The organism is Kribbella sp. NPDC054772 (genome assembly GCF_053611945.1).
Genome location: NZ_JBSHBJ010000035.1, coordinates 37,401 through 52,277, shown reverse-complemented (window position 1 = coordinate 52,277; position 14,877 = coordinate 37,401). Strand labels below are relative to the sequence as shown.

The window sequence follows — 14,877 nt, the reverse complement described above, 5'->3', positions numbered from 1 at the left end:
TCCCCGTGGCCACGCCCGCCCACACCGTGGCCCCCCGCGGCGGGGCCTCGACCAATTCGTGGGGGGGGGCCCCGTGGTAATCCGCCGCCCCCCCCCCCCACAACGGGTCCACACCCACCACAACGGGTCCACACCCACCACCCGTGGCCCCACCCAGCACTCCTGCCGCCCCAAGCGCGCGGTCCCGCGCCGAGCGGCGGACTGCGCGGGCGGGTGAGCGGAGCTCGGACAGGGTGTGATGGGTGGGGATCTGGTATTTCATGTCTCCACCCATCACACCCTGTCCGCACTCATCGCATGAGGTCTCAGCCCGCCGCTGGAGTTGGCGAAGGCGCAGGCGTTCGGGGGCGGGGTTAGGCTCGGGCGTTTTGGTGGGGGGTTAGTTGGGTGTGGAGGACCAGCGAGGCGGCGCCCAGGGCTGCTGCGCTCGGGCCCAGCTTGGAGAGTTCGACGCGGGTGGGGTGCATGGCGCGGACGAACGAGAGCCGGTTGAGTTCCTGGGACGCGACGCGGACGTAGATGTCGCCGGCCTCGCTGAAGCCCGGGCCGGCGAGGATGATCTGGTCGAGGTCGAGCAGGTTGGTGATCGAGAGCAGCGCCTTGGCCAGGTAGGTGGCCGACTCCTCGATCAGCTCCACGCAGCGTGCGTCACCCGCGGCGGCGAGGCGGGCGATCTTCGCGAAGTCCGAGCGGACCGACGTACGGCGGCCGCGGAGCCCGAGCTTGTCGGCCAGCGAATCGTCCTGCTCGGCGCGCGCGACGACCGCCGCGGGCGCCGCCAGGCTCTCAAGGCAGCCCTGACCACCGCACCAGCACATCGGCCCGTTCACGTCGAGCACCATGTGGCCGATCTCGCCGACGTTCGACGACGATCCGCGGTACACGTCGCCGTTCGTCATCAGGCCGAGGCCGAAGCCGGCCGCCATGTAGACGGTCGCGAAGTCGTTGGCCGACGGGATCCGGCCGGCCCAGAACTCCCCGATCGCAGCGCAGGTCGAGTCGTTCTCCACGACGACCGGGTGGTCGATCGCGTCCTTCAGCGTGTCCCGCACCGCGAACGGCTCCCACGCATACTTCTGCGAATCCGTCCGCAGCAGCCGTGTCCCACCGCGTCCCTGCCGGCCCGCCAGCGCGACCCCGACGCCGACCAGCGTGGACGGCTCGATCTCGGCCCGCACGACCAGGTCCTCGAGCTCGGCGGTGATCCGCTGCACGGCGGTGGCCGGCGCGTCCTTGCCGATCCCGCGCGAGGACAACTGCTCGATCACCCGGCCGCTCATGTCCGTGACGACGTACGTCGTACTCGGGGTGTCGACCGCGATGCCGACCGCGTGCCGGGCGCGCGGGTTGAACTGGAGCAGCGTGGCGCGTTTCCCGCCGGTCGGGTCGCCGTACCCGGTCTCGACGATCAGGCCGTCGGCGAGCAACCGCTTGACCACGCGGGAGATCGACGCGCCGGTCAGGCCGGAGCGGTCGGCGAGGTCGACGCGGGTGACCGTGCCGCTGGAGCGGATCAGGTCCAGGATCGCGCTGTGCGTCTCCTGCGCGGTCGCACCTCTCAGAATCTTCGCCACGTCACCCTCCCTCGGAGCGCACTTTAGTACACAACGTAAGGAAGTGGCAGTGGTTGACCTCAATCATTGTTGAGGTTCTAGCGTTGCTGACTGTGAAAGCCATCAGACTGCATGCCTTCGGCCCGGCGGAGAACCTCGTCCTCGAGGACGTCCCCGAGCCCTCCCCCACCGCCGGAACGGTGCTGATCGAGGTCGAGGCGGCCGGCGTACACCTCGTCGACACGATGATCCGGGCCGGCGCGACCGGCGGCAGCCCGATCCCGGTCCCCGACCTGCCGACCATCCCGGGCCGCGAGGTCGCCGGCCGGGTATCCGCGGCCGGCCCGGACGTAGACCCGTCGTGGATCGGCAAGCGGGTCGTCGTCCATCTCGGCATGGTCCCAGGAGGGTACGCCGAACGCGCGGTGGCGAAGGTCGACTCGCTCTACGAACTCCCCGACCACGTCGACGCCGCTCAGGCGGTCGCCGCGATCGGCACCGGCCGCACCACCGCCGGGATCCTCCAGCAGGCCAGGCTCACGCTGGACGACGTCGTACTCGTCACAGCCGCCGCGGGCGGGATCGGCAGTTACCTGATCCAGTCCGCCCGGAATGTCGGCGCGATCGCCATCGGCCTGGCGGGCGGTCCGGAGAAGGTCGAGCTCGTCCGCTCACTGGGCGCGCAGTACGCCGTCGACTACCGCGACCCCGAGTGGGCCGCCAAGCTGAAGGCAGAGCTGGACGACCGTGAGATCACCGTCCTCCTCGACGGTGTCGGCGGCACCAACGGCCAGCAGGCCTTCGACCTGCTCGGCGCCGGCGGCCGGGTCTTCATGTTCGGCTGGTCCGGCGGCGGCCCGATCCAGTTCACCCACGAGGACCTGATGACCCGAGGCCTGACCGCCGGCTGGGCCCTCGGCGCGAAACTGACCCGCCAACTCCGCACCCTCGAAAGAACAGCCCTCGAAGAGACGATCGAAGGCCGCTGGAACGCCGTAACCACAACCTTCCCCCTCAAGGACGCCGCCGCAGCACACCGAGCCCTGGAAACCAGATCAACCACCGGCAAGGTAGTCCTCCTGACCTGACCTCAACCGCGGCGGTAATCGCGGGGTGGGACGCCGAAGTGCGCCCGGAACCGGCGCGACAGGTGGAACTCGTCGGCGAAGCCGAGAGTGCGTGCGATCTCCCGGTGGCGGGAGGATCGTGTGCGCGCCCGGCCGGATCCGCTCGGCCCGCCCGTCGGCGTCACGGTAGTTGCCCTCGCCATCGATCAGCACGGACAGCACGTACGCGTCCAGCACCCGCAGGGTGGACGGCATGATCGGCTCGTCGTCGCGGACCTCACCGGCCAGCACGATCTGGCCGAGCCGGGTCACCGGGCCGTCGGTGACGGTGACGACAGTCCGCTCGCCCATGTCGGTCACAGTACCCAGCAGGGCGCCAAAACGTTCATGTCCAGGTCGCACCGAGACATTCTCTCGCCCCGGGCCGCGTCCTACCGTCGAGGGCAACCGACGGAAGGACTGCAGGATGAGCGGCTTGGTCACCCACGAACACCTGAAACAGTTCCACGAGGAGGGGTACTTCGTCCTGGAACGGGCCCTCACCGACGAGCAACTCGAGCTGCTCCGCGGCGGAGCGCAGTACTCGATCGACAAACTCGACGCGCAGATGGACGCGGCGGGGACCGACTCGATCGGCATCAACCACCGGGGCAAGCGGTACTTCAGCAGCATGATCTACCACGACCGGCCCGAGCTGCGGCAGTTCCTGTTCAGCGACACGATGGCCGAGATCTGCCGCGCGACGCTGGGCGACGACGCGTACCTGTTCTGGGAGCAGTACGTGATCAAGGCCGGGGACCCGAACACGGCGTTCGCCTGGCACCAGGACTCCGGCTACGTGCACGAGGACCACGCGCCGTACCTGACGTGCTGGATCGCGCTGGACGACGTCACCGAGGAGAACGGTTCGGTGTACCTGCTGCCGTATTCGCGGTCCGGGATCAGGTCGTACATCAAGCACATCCACGACCCCGAGCTGAACGACCGGGTCTGCTACTTCGGCTCCGACCCCGGCGTCCCGATGACGGCCCCGGCGGGATCGATCGTGGTGTTCTCCAGCGTCGTGATTCATCGCAGTGGACCGAACCTCACCGACCGGAACCGGCGCGTGTACCTCGCGCAGTACTCGCGGGAGATCATCCCGTCGAAGGACGGTACGTCGCCACACGGCTCGTTCGACCCGTTCCTGTCCGGCGGCCGGATCGTCGCCGAGCGCTGACGGGAGTCAGGAACTGCGGGGTGCGTACATGATCACGACGACGCCGATCAGGCAGATGGCGGCGCCGAGCAGGTCGTAGCGGTCGGGTCTGAAATGGTCGACGAGCATGCCCCAGGCGAGCGAGCCGGCCACGAAGATCCCGCCGTACGCGGCCAGGATGCGCCCGAAGTTGGGATCCGGCTGGAAGGTGGCGACGAACCCGTAGGCGCCGAGGGCAACGATCCCGCCGGCGATCCAGAGCACTCCCCGATGTTCCCGCCACCCCTGCCAGATCAGCCATGCACCCCCGATCTCGGCCAGCGCAGCGACCACGAACAACCCCACCGACCGCAGCACCGTCACCGGCGGCGGCCGATCTCGGGGAACGGGAGCGGGCAGGCGGGGTCGCCAGCGCAGGTCTCCAGGTCGTCGCAGCCGGCGGCGATCCCGGCGCGCAGGGTCTCGGCGATGACCGTCAGGTCGGCGATCTTGGCTTCCACATCCACCAGTTTCTCCCGGGCCCGCGCCTGCAACCCAGCCCCCTCGCCGCGCCCGTGCCGATGCCTGGCGGTGTCGAGCAGCTCGGACACCTCGGCGAGGGTGAACCCGAGCCGCTGCGCCGCCTTGATCACCCGCAAGGTGGTGACGGCCTCCGGCGGGTACATCCGGTGACCGCCGAGGCTGCGGTCCGGCTCGTCGAGCAGTCCGCGACGTTCGTAGTACCGCAGGGTCTGCAGGTTGACCCCGGCGGCGGATGCCAGCTCGCTCGGTCTCATCGCGGCAGCCGTTCGGCCAAGCCATCGAGTACGGCGGTGTGGGTCGGAGGCACCGCGATGCGCAGGTGGAGCTCCTCGGCTGTCGGGGCGAACGTGAAGGTGAAGAAGGAGCAGCACTCGCTCTCACGCGCCGTCAGGTCGGCGGCCGCGGCGCGCGACTCAAGGCTGAGGGTGAGGTCGAGAGTTTGCGCGTCGACCCGGTTCGCGTGGCGGAGGTGGTCAGCGAACAACTGGTCGAATTCAGCCACCCGGAACGGGCGGTCCGCAGTCGGTAGGGTGCAGGCTTCCGAGGCCCAGATCTCGTCCATACGTCGACCGTAAACCTGTACCCAGGTACAGGATGCAACTACTCCGGTTGGTCCAGCCAGGTGAGGTTGAAGTCGACGGCGCCGAAGCTGACGCGGTCTCCCGGGCGGACACGAACCGTGGTGGTGATCCGGAGCTCGTTGACGTAGGTGCCGTTCATCGACCCCAGGTCGCGGAGCATCCAGCCGTCGCCGACGTGCCGGAGCTCGGCGTGGAAGCGTGAGACCGAGATGTCGGGCAGCCGGAGCGTCGCCCCGGGACCGCGACCGACCCGCACGGTGGGTGAACCCGGCGCCGGCAACCCGAGGCTCGGCGTCGGCGGCGCGGGCGTCCGCGGCGCTCCGCTCACCCGGTCCAGCACTTTCCGCAGCCGCGAGCGCGCCCACCTGACGACGCCGGATTCGGCGCGTGGGAGGTCGCGGATGGCGTCGGCGAGTTCGCCGCGGCTCTGGGCGCGGAGGACGAAGTTCATCCGCCGGATGAACGTGTCGTGCGACAACCGGCCCGAGCCGGCACCATCCCGCAGCACGGCGAGCGCGCGGTCCCGCTCGGCGTCCGACGGACGCGTCCCCACCGGCACCGTGCTCATCCCGACATTGTCCGTGGGAGGTCGGTTCACTGTCCACCACCGGTCTATGACAGTGCCAGCACGGGGCGGGCACGCCAGGTGACGATCCTGGTGAGTGTCCCCGGCGTGGGACAGAATGACGGGATGCGACTGCCTGTCATGCCGCCGGTCAAGCCGATGCTCGCCAAGCCGGTGAAGGAGATCCCGCGCGGTGCGATGAGCTACGAGCCGAAGTGGGACGGGTTCCGGTCGATCATCTTCCGCGACGGCGACGAGGTGGAGATCGGCAGCCGGAACGAGAAGCCGATGACGCGGTACTTCCCCGAGCTGGTCGAGGCGGTGAAGGCGAACCTGCCGGAGCGCTGCGCGGTCGACGGCGAGATCATCGTGATCGGCGAGTCCGGGGACCGGCTCGACTTCGAGGTCCTGCAGCAGCGGATCCACCCCGCGGCGAGCCGGGTGAACATGCTGTCCGAGAAGACGCCGGCGCGATTCGTGGCGTTCGACCTGCTGGCGCTCGGGGACGACGACTTCACCGAGCGCCCGTTCGGTGAGCGCCGTACGGCGTTGCTCGACGCGCTCGCCGACGTCCAGGAGCCGATCCACGTCACACCTGCGACCGCCGACCCCGACATCGCGGCGCAGTGGTTCGAGCAGTTCGAGGGCGCCGGCCTGGACGGCCTGATCGCGAAGCCGCTCGACGGGCTGTACGTCCCGGACAAGCGGACGATGTTCAAGATCAAACCGGAGCGTACGGCGGACTGTGTCGTCGCGGGGTACCGCCTGCACAAGAGCGGCCCCGATCGCATCGGCTCGCTGCTGCTCGGCCTCTACAACGACGACGGCACCCTCGCGAGCGTCGGCGTGATCGGCGCGTTCCCGATGGAGCGCCGCAAGGAGCTCTTCGAGGAGCTGCAGCCGCTCGTCACCACCTTCGACGACCACCCGTGGGCGTGGGCGAAGCAGGAGGAAGGCGTACGGACGCCGCGCAACGCCGAGGGCAGCCGCTGGCAGGCCGGCAAGGACCTGTCATTCACGCCGCTGCGCCCGGAACTCGTCGTCGAGGTCCGGTACGACCACATGGAAGGCATCCGCTTCCGGCACACCGCGCAGTTCGTGCGCTGGCGTCCGGACCGTACTCCGGAGTCCTGCACCTACGAGCAGCTGGAGGAACCCGTGAAGTTCGACCTCGCCGACGTCCTCTCGAGCGCCCAACGCTGATGCTCTACAGCCTCTACACCCGCCGGCTCCGCCGCCAGCTCGCCGGTCTGCCCAAGCCCGCCCACGTCGCGATCGCGATGGACGGCAACCGCCGCTGGGCGCGCGGCGAGGGGTACGACGACGTACGCATCGGTCACCGCTTCGGCGCCAAGCATCTCGAACAGTTCCTGCAGTGGAACGCGGACGCCGGCGTCACCTGTGTGACCGCATGGGTCGCGTCGGCCGACAACCTGCGCAAGCGGGACTCGTCCGAGGTCGACTACCTGATGGAGCTCACCGAGAGCGTCCTCGCGGATCACGTTCGCCGGGACCACCGCTGGCGGCTGCACCTCGCGGGCCAACTGGACTTGTTGCCGGACTCAACGGCTCGCGCGCTGAAGGGAGCGGTCGAGCTCAGCCGTGACCGGGACGCCGGCGATCTCACTCTCGCGATCGGCTATTCCGGGCGGCTCGAGGTGCTCGACGCCGTCCGGTCGGTGCTGGACGAGGCCGCGGCGGACGGGCGTTCGCTCGAGGACATCGCGGACGAGCTGAGCGAGGAGACGATCAGCGGGCACCTGTACGTGCCGGGGCTGCCCGATCCCGATCTGGTGATCCGGACCAGCGGCGAGCTGCGGATGTCGGACTTCCTGTTGTGGCAGGCAACCAGATCGGACATCGAGTTCTGCGACCTGTACTGGCCCGCGTTCCGGGAGGTGGACCTGCTCCGGGCGCTGCGAACCTACGGTCGGCGGAGACTGGAACGATCCAGGTGATTACTTCCGGTGCTTCCGGTGCACTATGGAGTCATACCGACTGGTAGGAACCCGGAGGTTGCGATGTACGACGTCGTACTGCTCGTCGAACAGGAACTGTCCGAGCCCGACGCGAAACGCGTCGTCGAACTCCACGACGACATGCCTGAGCCGGTCACGTACCACGTGCTGGTGCCCTGCCACAACGCCGAGGCCGGTGTCGAGGCCTCGATCAGCGCGCTCGGTACCGCGGATCTCTACGGGCCGGGACTGGCCGGCCAGCGCGAGGACCTCACCGAGGCGCAGAAGGCGATCGACAGCGAGGCCAAGGGATGCAGCGGCCGCAGCGTGCAGCGGCTCCGCGACCTCGGGCAGAACGCCGAGGGCGGTATCTCGCACGAGCGGCCGATCGATGCGTTGGTCGCGACCGTGCGGCATGTCCACGGTCAGGAGGTCATCATCCTGACCAGGCCGCACATCGTGGCGGAGTTCTTCCACCTGGACTGGACCACTTCAGCCCGCCGGCACCTCGGCGTACCGGTGCTGCACCTGCTCGAGCACGATCCGGAAAAGAGTGTGGCGACCTAATGGGACAGTAGCGCCGCGTAGGTGATGCCGCCGGCGAGGCTCGCGATCAGCAACGACAGCGTCGTCCTGATCGCGCGCTCGCCGGTCGCGCCGTAATGGCGCCCGTCCTCGGAGTGGTACGCCGCCTTGAAGCCGGCGTACCCGGCCGCGAGGACGAGCCCGAATTTGATCATCAGACACCTGCCGCTGTGCCGGACACGGCTCCCGATTGCGCGAACTGCGTGTGGTACAGATCAGCGTACTCGCCACCGGCGGCGAGCAGTTGGTCGTGCGTGCCGCGCTCCACGATGTTGCCGTGGTCAACCACCAGGATCTGGTCGGCGTTCCGGACCGTCGACAGCCGGTGCGCGATCACCAGCGACGTCCGGCCCTGCAGCGCGGTGTCCAGGGCTCGCTGGACGGCGACCTCCGACTCCGAGTCCAGGTGCGCGGTCGCCTCGTCGAGGACGACGATCTTCGGCGCCTTCAGCAACAACCTCGCGATCGCGAGTCGTTGCCGTTCGCCACCGGACAGCCGGTGCCCGCGGTCACCGACCACGGTGTCCAGCCCATCCGGCAGGGCCGACACCAGCTCCCAGATCTGCGCGGCCTCCAGCGCCGCGATCATCTCGTCCTCGGTCGCGCCGGGCTTGGCGTACAGCAGGTTCGCCCGGATCGTGTCGTGGAACATGTGCGCGTCCTGCGTCACGTACCCGATGGTGTCGTGCAACGACTGCAGCGTCACGTCACGGACATCCTCCCCGCCGACCCGGACCGCTCCCCCAGTCACGTCGTACAGGCGGGCGACAAGGTTCGTGATCGTCGTCTTGCCGGCGCCCGACGGACCGACCAGGGCAACCATCTGACCAGCCTGTACGGCGAAGCTCACGTCCTCGAGCACCTGTGCCGACACACGCTTGTCCAGCACCGCGACCGACTCCAGGCTCGCGAGCGACACCTGCTCGGCGGTCGGGTACGAGAACGCGACATGGTCGAACTCGACACTCGCCGCGTTCTCCGGCAGGTCGCGCGCGTCCGGCGCGTCCTTGATCATCGGCTCCAGGTCGAGCACCTCGAAGACCCGCTCGAAGGACACCAGCGCGGTCATCACGTCGACGCGGACGTTGGACAAGGCGGTCAGCGGGCCGTACAGCCGTCCGAGCAGCGCGACCAGGGCGAGCAGCGTGCCGACCGTCAGGGTCTCGCGGACGGCCAGGTTGCCGCCCACGCCGTACACCAGGGCTGTCGCCAGCGCCGCGACCAGGGTGAGCGCGGTGAAGAACACCCGGCCGAGCATCGCGATCCGGATGCCCAGGTCACGGACCCGGCCGGCCCGCTCGCCGAAGGTCTCGTTCTCCTGCTGCGGGTGCCCGAACAGGGTGACCAGCAGGGCGCCGCCGACGCTGAATCGCTCGGTCATCCCGGTCGACATCTCGGCGTTCAGGTTCATCTGCTCGCGGGTCATCGCGGCCAGCCGGCGGCCGAGGACGCGGGCCGGGATCAGGAAGATCGGCAGCATCAGGATCGCGACCACGGTCAGCTGCCAGCTCAGCGCGAGCATCGCGCCGACCACCAGGATCAGGCTGATGATGTTCGAGACCACGCCGGACAGTGTCGACGTGAAGGCCTGCTGCGCGCCGATCACGTCGTTGTTGAGCCGCGACACCAGCGCGCCGGTCTGCGTCCGGGTGAAGAACGCGACCGGCATCCGCTGGACGTGCGCGAACACCTTGGTCCGCAGGTCGAAGATCAGTCCCTCACCGATCCGCGCGGAGAACCAGCGCTGGATCAGCCCGAGAATCGCCTCGAAGACCGCGAGCACCGCGACCACCAGCGCGAGCGCGGTGACCAGGCTGGCGTTCCCCTTGGAGATCCCGTCGTCGACGATCTTCTTGAACAGCAACGGTGACGCGATGACCAGGAACGCGGACACGATCACCAGCAGCAGGAACGCCGTGATGTGCCAGCGGAACGGCCGCGCGAACCGGACAATCCGGCGCAACGTGCCCTTGGCCAGTTTCTGGCCGACCACAGAGGCGTCCTGGCGCCGCCAGGACATCGCGCCCATCCCGCCGCGCATCATCGGTGAAGACATCCAGTTCCCTCTCTTTCAGCAAATCTTCTCAACAGTTTCAGCCCGAGAACGCTTCCCGCAACTTTTGGTTGCGCATCCCGCCGACGATGGTCTACAGTTATGAGCAACCAAAGGTTGCGAAAGGATGAGGGGCATGAGCAGGAGCATCGAGCGGGAGATTCGGGTCGAGGCCACGCCGGAGGTCGTGTACCAGGTGGTCAGCTCGCCGGAGCACCTGCGCGAGTGGTGGCCCGACGAGGCGGACGTCAGCGCCGTCCCGGGGGCGACCGGATCGGTCACGTTCCGGCAGGACGAGGGGGCGATGGTCGTGCCGCTCACCGTCGTCGAGGCCGAGCCGCCGCACCGCTTCGCCTTCCGCTGGGACTACGACGGCGAGACGGCGACCGCGGAGAATTCCCTGCTCGTGACGATCGACCTGATCGAGGTCGACGGCGGCACGCTGCTCCGGTTCGCCGAGACCGGGTACGACGTGGCCGCCAAGTCCGACGCCGTACTCGAGGACCACACCAGCGGCTGGGACTACTTCCTTCCCCGCATCCCGCCGTACGTCGACCGGCTGGTGCACCGGCCGTGATCGACGACGAGCTCTGGTCGGCGATCGGCGACCCCACCCGGCGGCGGATGCTCGACCTGCTGCTCGCGAACGGCGGGGGCACCGCGACCAGTCTCAGCGACCAGCTGCCGGTCACCCGGCAGGCGGTCGCGAAACACCTCGGCGTTCTCGACCGGGCCGGACTCGTGCACTCCACGCCGTCCGGACGCGAACGCCGGTACGCCGTGGACGAGGACCGCCTCGCCCGCGCGATCAACCAGCTGACCGACGTCACCGACGCCTGGGACCGGCGGCTGCAACGCATCAAGCGCATCGCCGAGGCGATCGAACAAGCCGAGAGGAAACTCTAATGAGCGACATCCTGCACCGTGTTGGCATCATCGCGTCCCCGAAGGACGTCTTCAGCGCACTCACCACGATCGACGGTCTGGCCGGCTGGTGGACCGAGGACACGGTCGGCGACCCCGACGGCGTGATCGAGTTCCGCTTCGCCACCGCGGGTGGCGACGGCTTCGACATGAAGGTCGTCGAGACCAAGCCCGGCGAACTGGTCCACTGGGAGGTCGTTGGCGGCCCGGACGAGTGGATCGGCACGCACGTCACCTTCGAGCTGTCCCAGACCGACGAGTACACCATCATCCTGTTCAAGCAGGCAGGCTGGCGCGAGCCGGTCGAGTTCATGTACCACTGCAGCACCAAGTGGGCCACGTTCCTGATGAGCCTCAAGAAGTACGTCGAGACCGGCAAGGGCGAGCCCGCGCCGCACGACGTACTGGTCAGCAACTGGCACTAACCGAGTGCGGCCAGGAGCTCCTTCAGACGGCGCTCCTGAGCCTCTCGCTCGGCCTTGAGCTGGTCGTCGTACGAGCGGTCCGCGGCACCGAGGAGCAACGCCTTGGTCTCGCGGATCGCTCCCGGCAGCGGCCCCAGCAGCGCGTCGGTCAGATCCTTCACCGTCGCCTCCAACTCCGCCGCCGGTACGACGATGTTCGCCAGCCCGAGTTCCTTCGCCTCGGCGGCCTCGACCCAGCGGGTCGTCGTACAGATCTCCAGTGCCCGTGAGTAGCCGATCAGTTCGACGAGCGGCTTCGTGCCACCGAGGTCCGGGACCAGGCCGAGGGACGGCTCGCGCATGCTGAACCGAGCATCCGGTGTGACGATCCGCAGGTCACACGCCAGCGCGAGCTGGAAACCGGCGCCGACCGCGTGGCCCTGGACCGCGGCGATGCTGACGATCTCCGGCCGCCGCAGCCAGGAGAAGCCGGACTGGAACTTCGCGATCAGCTCCAGCACCTCGTCGGTCGGCTTGGCACCGAGACTGAGCAGCGGCTCCTGACCGAGGTCGTTCTCGCCCATGATCAGCCGGCGGTCGAGGCCGGCCGAGAACGACGGCCCCTCCCCCGACACGATCACCACGCGCACGTCGGCCGGCAGCGCCGTACCGAAGTCCGCCAGCGCACTCCACATCGCTGGCGTCTGCGCGTTGCGCACCTCAGGCCGGTCGAGCACCACTCGCGCGACCGGTCCGTCCACCGACAACCGCAGTCCGAGATCCGTCATACGACGGAACATTACTGGGAAGTAGCTACGCGAGCGAGACCAGGTCGGCGTACTCGTTGGTCCAGAGGTCCTCGACGCCGTCGGGGAGCAGGACGACGCGTTCCGGCTCGAGGGCCTCGACGGCGCCCTCGTCGTGGGTGACGAGCACAATCGCGCCGGCGTACGAGCGGATCGCGTTCAGCACCTCGGCGCGGGACGCGGGGTCGAGGTTGTTGGTCGGCTCGTCGAGCAGCAGCACGTTGGCAGCCGACACGACCAGTGTCGCGAGCGCGAGCCGCGTCTTCTCACCGCCGGACAGCACCCGCGCGGGCTTGTCCGCGTCGTCACCTGTGAACAGGAACGAGCCGAGGACGCTGCGGGCCTGGGTCTCGTTCAGGTCCGGGGCGGCGGACTTCATGTTCTCCAGGACGGTCCGGTTCACGTCGAGGGTCTCGTGCTCCTGGGCGTAGTACCCGAGCTTGAGGCCGTGACCGTCGATGATCTCGCCGGTGTCGGCCTTCTCGATGCCGCCGAGGATCCGCAGCAGCGTGGTCTTGCCGGCACCGTTCAGCCCGAGGACGACGACGCGCGAGCCCTTGTCGATCGCCAGGTCGACGTCGGTGAAGATCTCCAGCGAGCCGTACGACTTGGACAGCTCACGCGCCATCAGCGGTGTCTTCCCGCACGGCGCCGGCGTCGGGAACGCGATCTTCGCGACCCGGTCGGCCTGGCGGGTGTCCTCCAGCGACGACATCAACTGCTCCGCGCGCCGCAGCATCTGCTGGGCGGCGGTCGCCTTGGTCGCCTTCGCGCGCATCTTGTTGGCCTGGTCGACCAGCTGGGTGGCCTTCTTCTCCGCGTTCGCCCGCTCGCGCTTGCGGCGGCGCTCGTCGGTCTCGCGCTGGGTCAGGTACGCCTTCCAGCCGACGTTGTAGATGTCGATCTCGGCCCGGTTCGCGTCCAGGTGGAAGACCCTCGTGACGGTCTCCTCCAGGAGGTTCACGTCGTGGCTGATCATGATCACGCCACCGGGGTACGACTTCAGGAAGTCGCGCAGCCAGATGATCGAGTCGGCGTCCAGGTGGTTGGTCGGCTCGTCGAGCAGCAGCGTCTCAGCCTGCGCGAACAGGATCCGGGCCAGCTCGACGCGGCGGCGCTGACCACCTGACAGCGTTGCGAGCGGCTGTCCGAGGACGCGGTCCGGGAGGCCGAGGTTGGCCGCGATCCGAGCCGCTTCCGACTCGGCGGCGTACCCACCCGCGGCGTGCAGGTCCGCCTCGGCGCGCTCGTACCGCCGCATGCCCTTGGCGCGGGTCTTCTCGTCCGCGCTGGCCATCGACTTCTCCGCGCTGCGCAGACGGCGTACGACGTCGTCCAGGCCGCGGGCTGCCAGGATCCGATCCCGGGCGAGTACTTCGAGGTCGCCGGTGCGCGGGTCCTGCGGGAGGTAGCCGATCTCACCCGACTTCGTCACCGAACCGCTGGCCGGCAGGCCCTCACCGGCCAGGATTTTCGTCAGCGTCGTCTTGCCGGCGCCGTTGCGGCCGACCAGCCCGACCTTGTCGCCCGGGCCGACCCGGAACGACGCGGGCGCGAGCAGCTGGCGGGCACCGACGCGAACCTCGAGATGGGAGACAGTGATCATCGGGGGTCGCAGGCGTCCTTACACTGGGTTACTGGCTGACAAGGCGGTGTCACGGCACGCCGGGAATCCCCCGCACTCGGGACTAGTGTATGTGCCGTGAAATTCAATCCGGATGCGGATCTCGACACGAGCGGTATCGAGGACACCCGCGGCAGTGGCAGCGGACGGGGCGGCGGACGCGGCGGCGGCCTGCCGGGCGGCATGATCCCGGTCGGCGGCGGCATCGGCGGCATCATCCTGCTGGTCGTGATCCTGCTGCTCTCGGGCGGTCTGCCAGGCGGAGGTGGCAGCGACGAGCCCGCGACGCAGAACACCGCGGCCGGCAACCTGAGCTCCTGCAAGAAGGGCACCGACCTGCAGTCGAACTCGAACTGCCGGTTCGTCTTCTACCAGAACTCGATCGAGAGCTTCTGGGCCGCCGAGCTCCCCCGGCGTGGGAAGAAGTACACCCGCGCAGCGATGCGGGTCTTCGACGGCTCGGTGAACACCGGCTGCGGCCCGGCGACCAGTGCGGTCGGCCCGTTCTACTGCCCGCCGGACATGCGGGTGTACCTGGAGCTCGGGTTCTTCGACACACTCCAGACTGACCTCGGCGCCCGCGGCGGCGAGTTCGCCGAGGCGTACGTCATCGCGCACGAGTACGGGCACCACATCCAGAACCTGTACGGCATCCTCGACCGGATCAAGACCCGCAACGGCCCGACGTCGGACTCGGTCCGCTCCGAACTCCAGGCGGACTGCCTGGCCGGCATCTGGACCAACCACGCCACCACGGTTCCGGGCAAGAACGGCAAACCGCTGATCACCGAGCTCACCGAAGACGACGTCGCCCGCGGCCTCGACGCCGCCGCCTCCGTCGGCGACGACCGCATCCAGCGGAAGACCCAGGGCCAGGTCACCCCCGAGAGCTTCAGCCACGGCACCGCCGACCAACGCATGCGGTGGTTCAAGCGCGGCATGGACTCCGGCGACATGACCGCCTGCGACACCTGGTCCGCGTCCTCCCTCTGACCACAGTCCAACAAGGAAGCGCCCCGCACTCTCCTGAGTGCGGG

19 protein-coding genes are annotated in these 14,877 nt (G+C 68.8%); 9 read left to right on the top strand and 10 right to left on the bottom strand.

The annotated features are described in order from the left end of the window. Positions 1 to 353 precede the first annotated feature (353 nt). Entirely contained in the window at positions 354 to 1,574 is a 1,221-nt protein-coding gene (locus tag ACWGID_RS34950; RefSeq protein ID WP_452203620.1) for an ROK family protein, read from the bottom strand. Positions 1,575 to 1,666: 92 nt separating this feature from the next. Between ACWGID_RS34950 and ACWGID_RS34945 the strand changes: the two genes are divergently transcribed. Next, positions 1,667 to 2,641 carry a zinc-binding dehydrogenase gene (locus ACWGID_RS34945; protein ID WP_452203619.1) on the top strand — a complete coding sequence of 325 codons (975 nt, stop codon included), beginning with the start codon at positions 1,667 to 1,669 and terminating at the stop codon, positions 2,639 to 2,641. On the opposite strand, the gene ACWGID_RS34940 is transcribed toward ACWGID_RS34945, so the two are convergent. Then, entirely contained in the window at positions 2,609 to 2,971 is a 363-nt protein-coding gene (locus ACWGID_RS34940; protein ID WP_452203618.1) for a hypothetical protein, read from the bottom strand. The genes ACWGID_RS34945 and ACWGID_RS34940 overlap by 33 nt on opposite strands. A gap of 115 nt (positions 2,972 to 3,086) precedes the next feature. On the opposite strand from ACWGID_RS34940, the gene ACWGID_RS34935 reads away from it, so the two are divergent. Continuing rightward, complete coding sequence (locus tag ACWGID_RS34935) at positions 3,087 to 3,839, top strand: phytanoyl-CoA dioxygenase family protein (RefSeq protein ID WP_452203617.1); 753 nt, start codon at positions 3,087 to 3,089, stop codon at positions 3,837 to 3,839. A gap of 6 nt (positions 3,840 to 3,845) precedes the next feature. On the opposite strand, the gene ACWGID_RS34930 is transcribed toward ACWGID_RS34935, so the two are convergent. From ACWGID_RS34930 to ACWGID_RS34915, 4 genes are read right to left on the bottom strand one after another with little or no spacing between them, the layout of a single operon-like run. Beyond that, entirely contained in the window at positions 3,846 to 4,181 is a 336-nt protein-coding gene (locus tag ACWGID_RS34930; RefSeq protein ID WP_452203616.1) for a YnfA family protein, read from the bottom strand. Then, positions 4,178 to 4,594, bottom strand: a complete 417-nt coding sequence (locus ACWGID_RS34925) for a MerR family transcriptional regulator (protein ID WP_452203615.1) — start codon at positions 4,592 to 4,594, stop codon at positions 4,178 to 4,180. The genes ACWGID_RS34930 and ACWGID_RS34925 overlap by 4 nt, the downstream gene beginning before the upstream one ends. Continuing rightward, positions 4,591 to 4,902 (bottom strand): hypothetical protein, encoded by a 312-nt coding sequence (locus ACWGID_RS34920; protein ID WP_452203614.1) that lies wholly within the window; start codon positions 4,900 to 4,902, stop codon positions 4,591 to 4,593. Before ACWGID_RS34920 ends, ACWGID_RS34925 begins: the two co-directional genes overlap by 4 nt. Positions 4,903 to 4,940: 38 nt before the next feature. Beyond that, the gene (locus ACWGID_RS34915) at positions 4,941 to 5,489 is read right to left on the bottom strand and encodes an FHA domain-containing protein (RefSeq protein WP_452203613.1); all 549 of its coding nucleotides are present in this window, start codon (positions 5,487 to 5,489) and stop codon (positions 4,941 to 4,943) included. Between the two features lie 123 nt (positions 5,490 to 5,612). Between ACWGID_RS34915 and ACWGID_RS34910 the strand changes: the two genes are divergently transcribed. From ACWGID_RS34910 to ACWGID_RS34900, 3 genes are all read left to right on the top strand, one after another. Further along, the gene (locus ACWGID_RS34910) at positions 5,613 to 6,689 is read left to right on the top strand and encodes an ATP-dependent DNA ligase (protein ID WP_452203612.1); all 1,077 of its coding nucleotides are present in this window, start codon (positions 5,613 to 5,615) and stop codon (positions 6,687 to 6,689) included. Then, on the top strand, positions 6,689 to 7,444 hold the full coding sequence (uppS, locus tag ACWGID_RS34905) for a polyprenyl diphosphate synthase (RefSeq protein ID WP_452203611.1): 756 nt from the start codon (positions 6,689 to 6,691) through the stop codon (positions 7,442 to 7,444). The genes ACWGID_RS34910 and uppS overlap by 1 nt, the downstream gene beginning before the upstream one ends. A 63-nt stretch (positions 7,445 to 7,507) precedes the next feature. Next, entirely contained in the window at positions 7,508 to 8,011 is a 504-nt protein-coding gene (locus ACWGID_RS34900; protein WP_452203610.1) for a hypothetical protein, read from the top strand. Here ACWGID_RS34900 and ACWGID_RS34895 read toward each other — a convergent pair. Next, positions 8,008 to 8,184, bottom strand: a complete 177-nt coding sequence (locus ACWGID_RS34895; protein ID WP_452203609.1) for a hypothetical protein — start codon at positions 8,182 to 8,184, stop codon at positions 8,008 to 8,010. The genes ACWGID_RS34900 and ACWGID_RS34895 overlap by 4 nt on opposite strands. Then, positions 8,184 to 10,085 (bottom strand): ABC transporter ATP-binding protein, encoded by a 1,902-nt coding sequence (locus ACWGID_RS34890; RefSeq protein WP_452203608.1) that lies wholly within the window; start codon positions 10,083 to 10,085, stop codon positions 8,184 to 8,186. Before ACWGID_RS34890 ends, ACWGID_RS34895 begins: the two co-directional genes overlap by 1 nt. Before the next feature lie 133 nt (positions 10,086 to 10,218). On the opposite strand from ACWGID_RS34890, the gene ACWGID_RS34885 reads away from it, so the two are divergent. The 3 genes from ACWGID_RS34885 to ACWGID_RS34875 are packed head-to-tail and all read left to right on the top strand — an operon-like array spanning position 10,219 to position 11,431. Further along, the gene (locus tag ACWGID_RS34885) at positions 10,219 to 10,659 is read left to right on the top strand and encodes an SRPBCC domain-containing protein (RefSeq protein ID WP_452203607.1); all 441 of its coding nucleotides are present in this window, start codon (positions 10,219 to 10,221) and stop codon (positions 10,657 to 10,659) included. Further along, entirely contained in the window at positions 10,656 to 10,988 is a 333-nt protein-coding gene (locus ACWGID_RS34880) for an ArsR/SmtB family transcription factor (protein WP_452203606.1), read from the top strand. The genes ACWGID_RS34885 and ACWGID_RS34880 overlap by 4 nt, the downstream gene beginning before the upstream one ends. After that, on the top strand, positions 10,988 to 11,431 hold the full coding sequence (locus ACWGID_RS34875; RefSeq protein WP_452203605.1) for an SRPBCC family protein: 444 nt from the start codon (positions 10,988 to 10,990) through the stop codon (positions 11,429 to 11,431). The genes ACWGID_RS34880 and ACWGID_RS34875 overlap by 1 nt, the downstream gene beginning before the upstream one ends. Here ACWGID_RS34875 and ACWGID_RS34870 read toward each other — a convergent pair. Both ACWGID_RS34870 and ACWGID_RS34865 read right to left on the bottom strand, forming a co-directional pair. Next, positions 11,428 to 12,198: an enoyl-CoA hydratase/isomerase family protein gene (locus ACWGID_RS34870; RefSeq protein ID WP_452203604.1), complete on the bottom strand. Its 771-nt coding sequence runs from the start codon at positions 12,196 to 12,198 to the stop codon at positions 11,428 to 11,430. The two genes, ACWGID_RS34875 and ACWGID_RS34870, sit on opposite strands and share 4 nt — an antisense overlap. A gap of 25 nt (positions 12,199 to 12,223) precedes the next feature. Next, on the bottom strand, positions 12,224 to 13,822 hold the full coding sequence (locus ACWGID_RS34865; RefSeq protein WP_452203603.1) for an ABC-F family ATP-binding cassette domain-containing protein: 1,599 nt from the start codon (positions 13,820 to 13,822) through the stop codon (positions 12,224 to 12,226). Between the two features lie 96 nt (positions 13,823 to 13,918). Between ACWGID_RS34865 and ypfJ the strand changes: the two genes are divergently transcribed. Continuing rightward, positions 13,919 to 14,833, top strand: a complete 915-nt coding sequence (gene ypfJ, locus ACWGID_RS34860) for a KPN_02809 family neutral zinc metallopeptidase (RefSeq protein ID WP_452203602.1) — start codon at positions 13,919 to 13,921, stop codon at positions 14,831 to 14,833. Positions 14,834 to 14,877 lie beyond the last annotated feature (44 nt).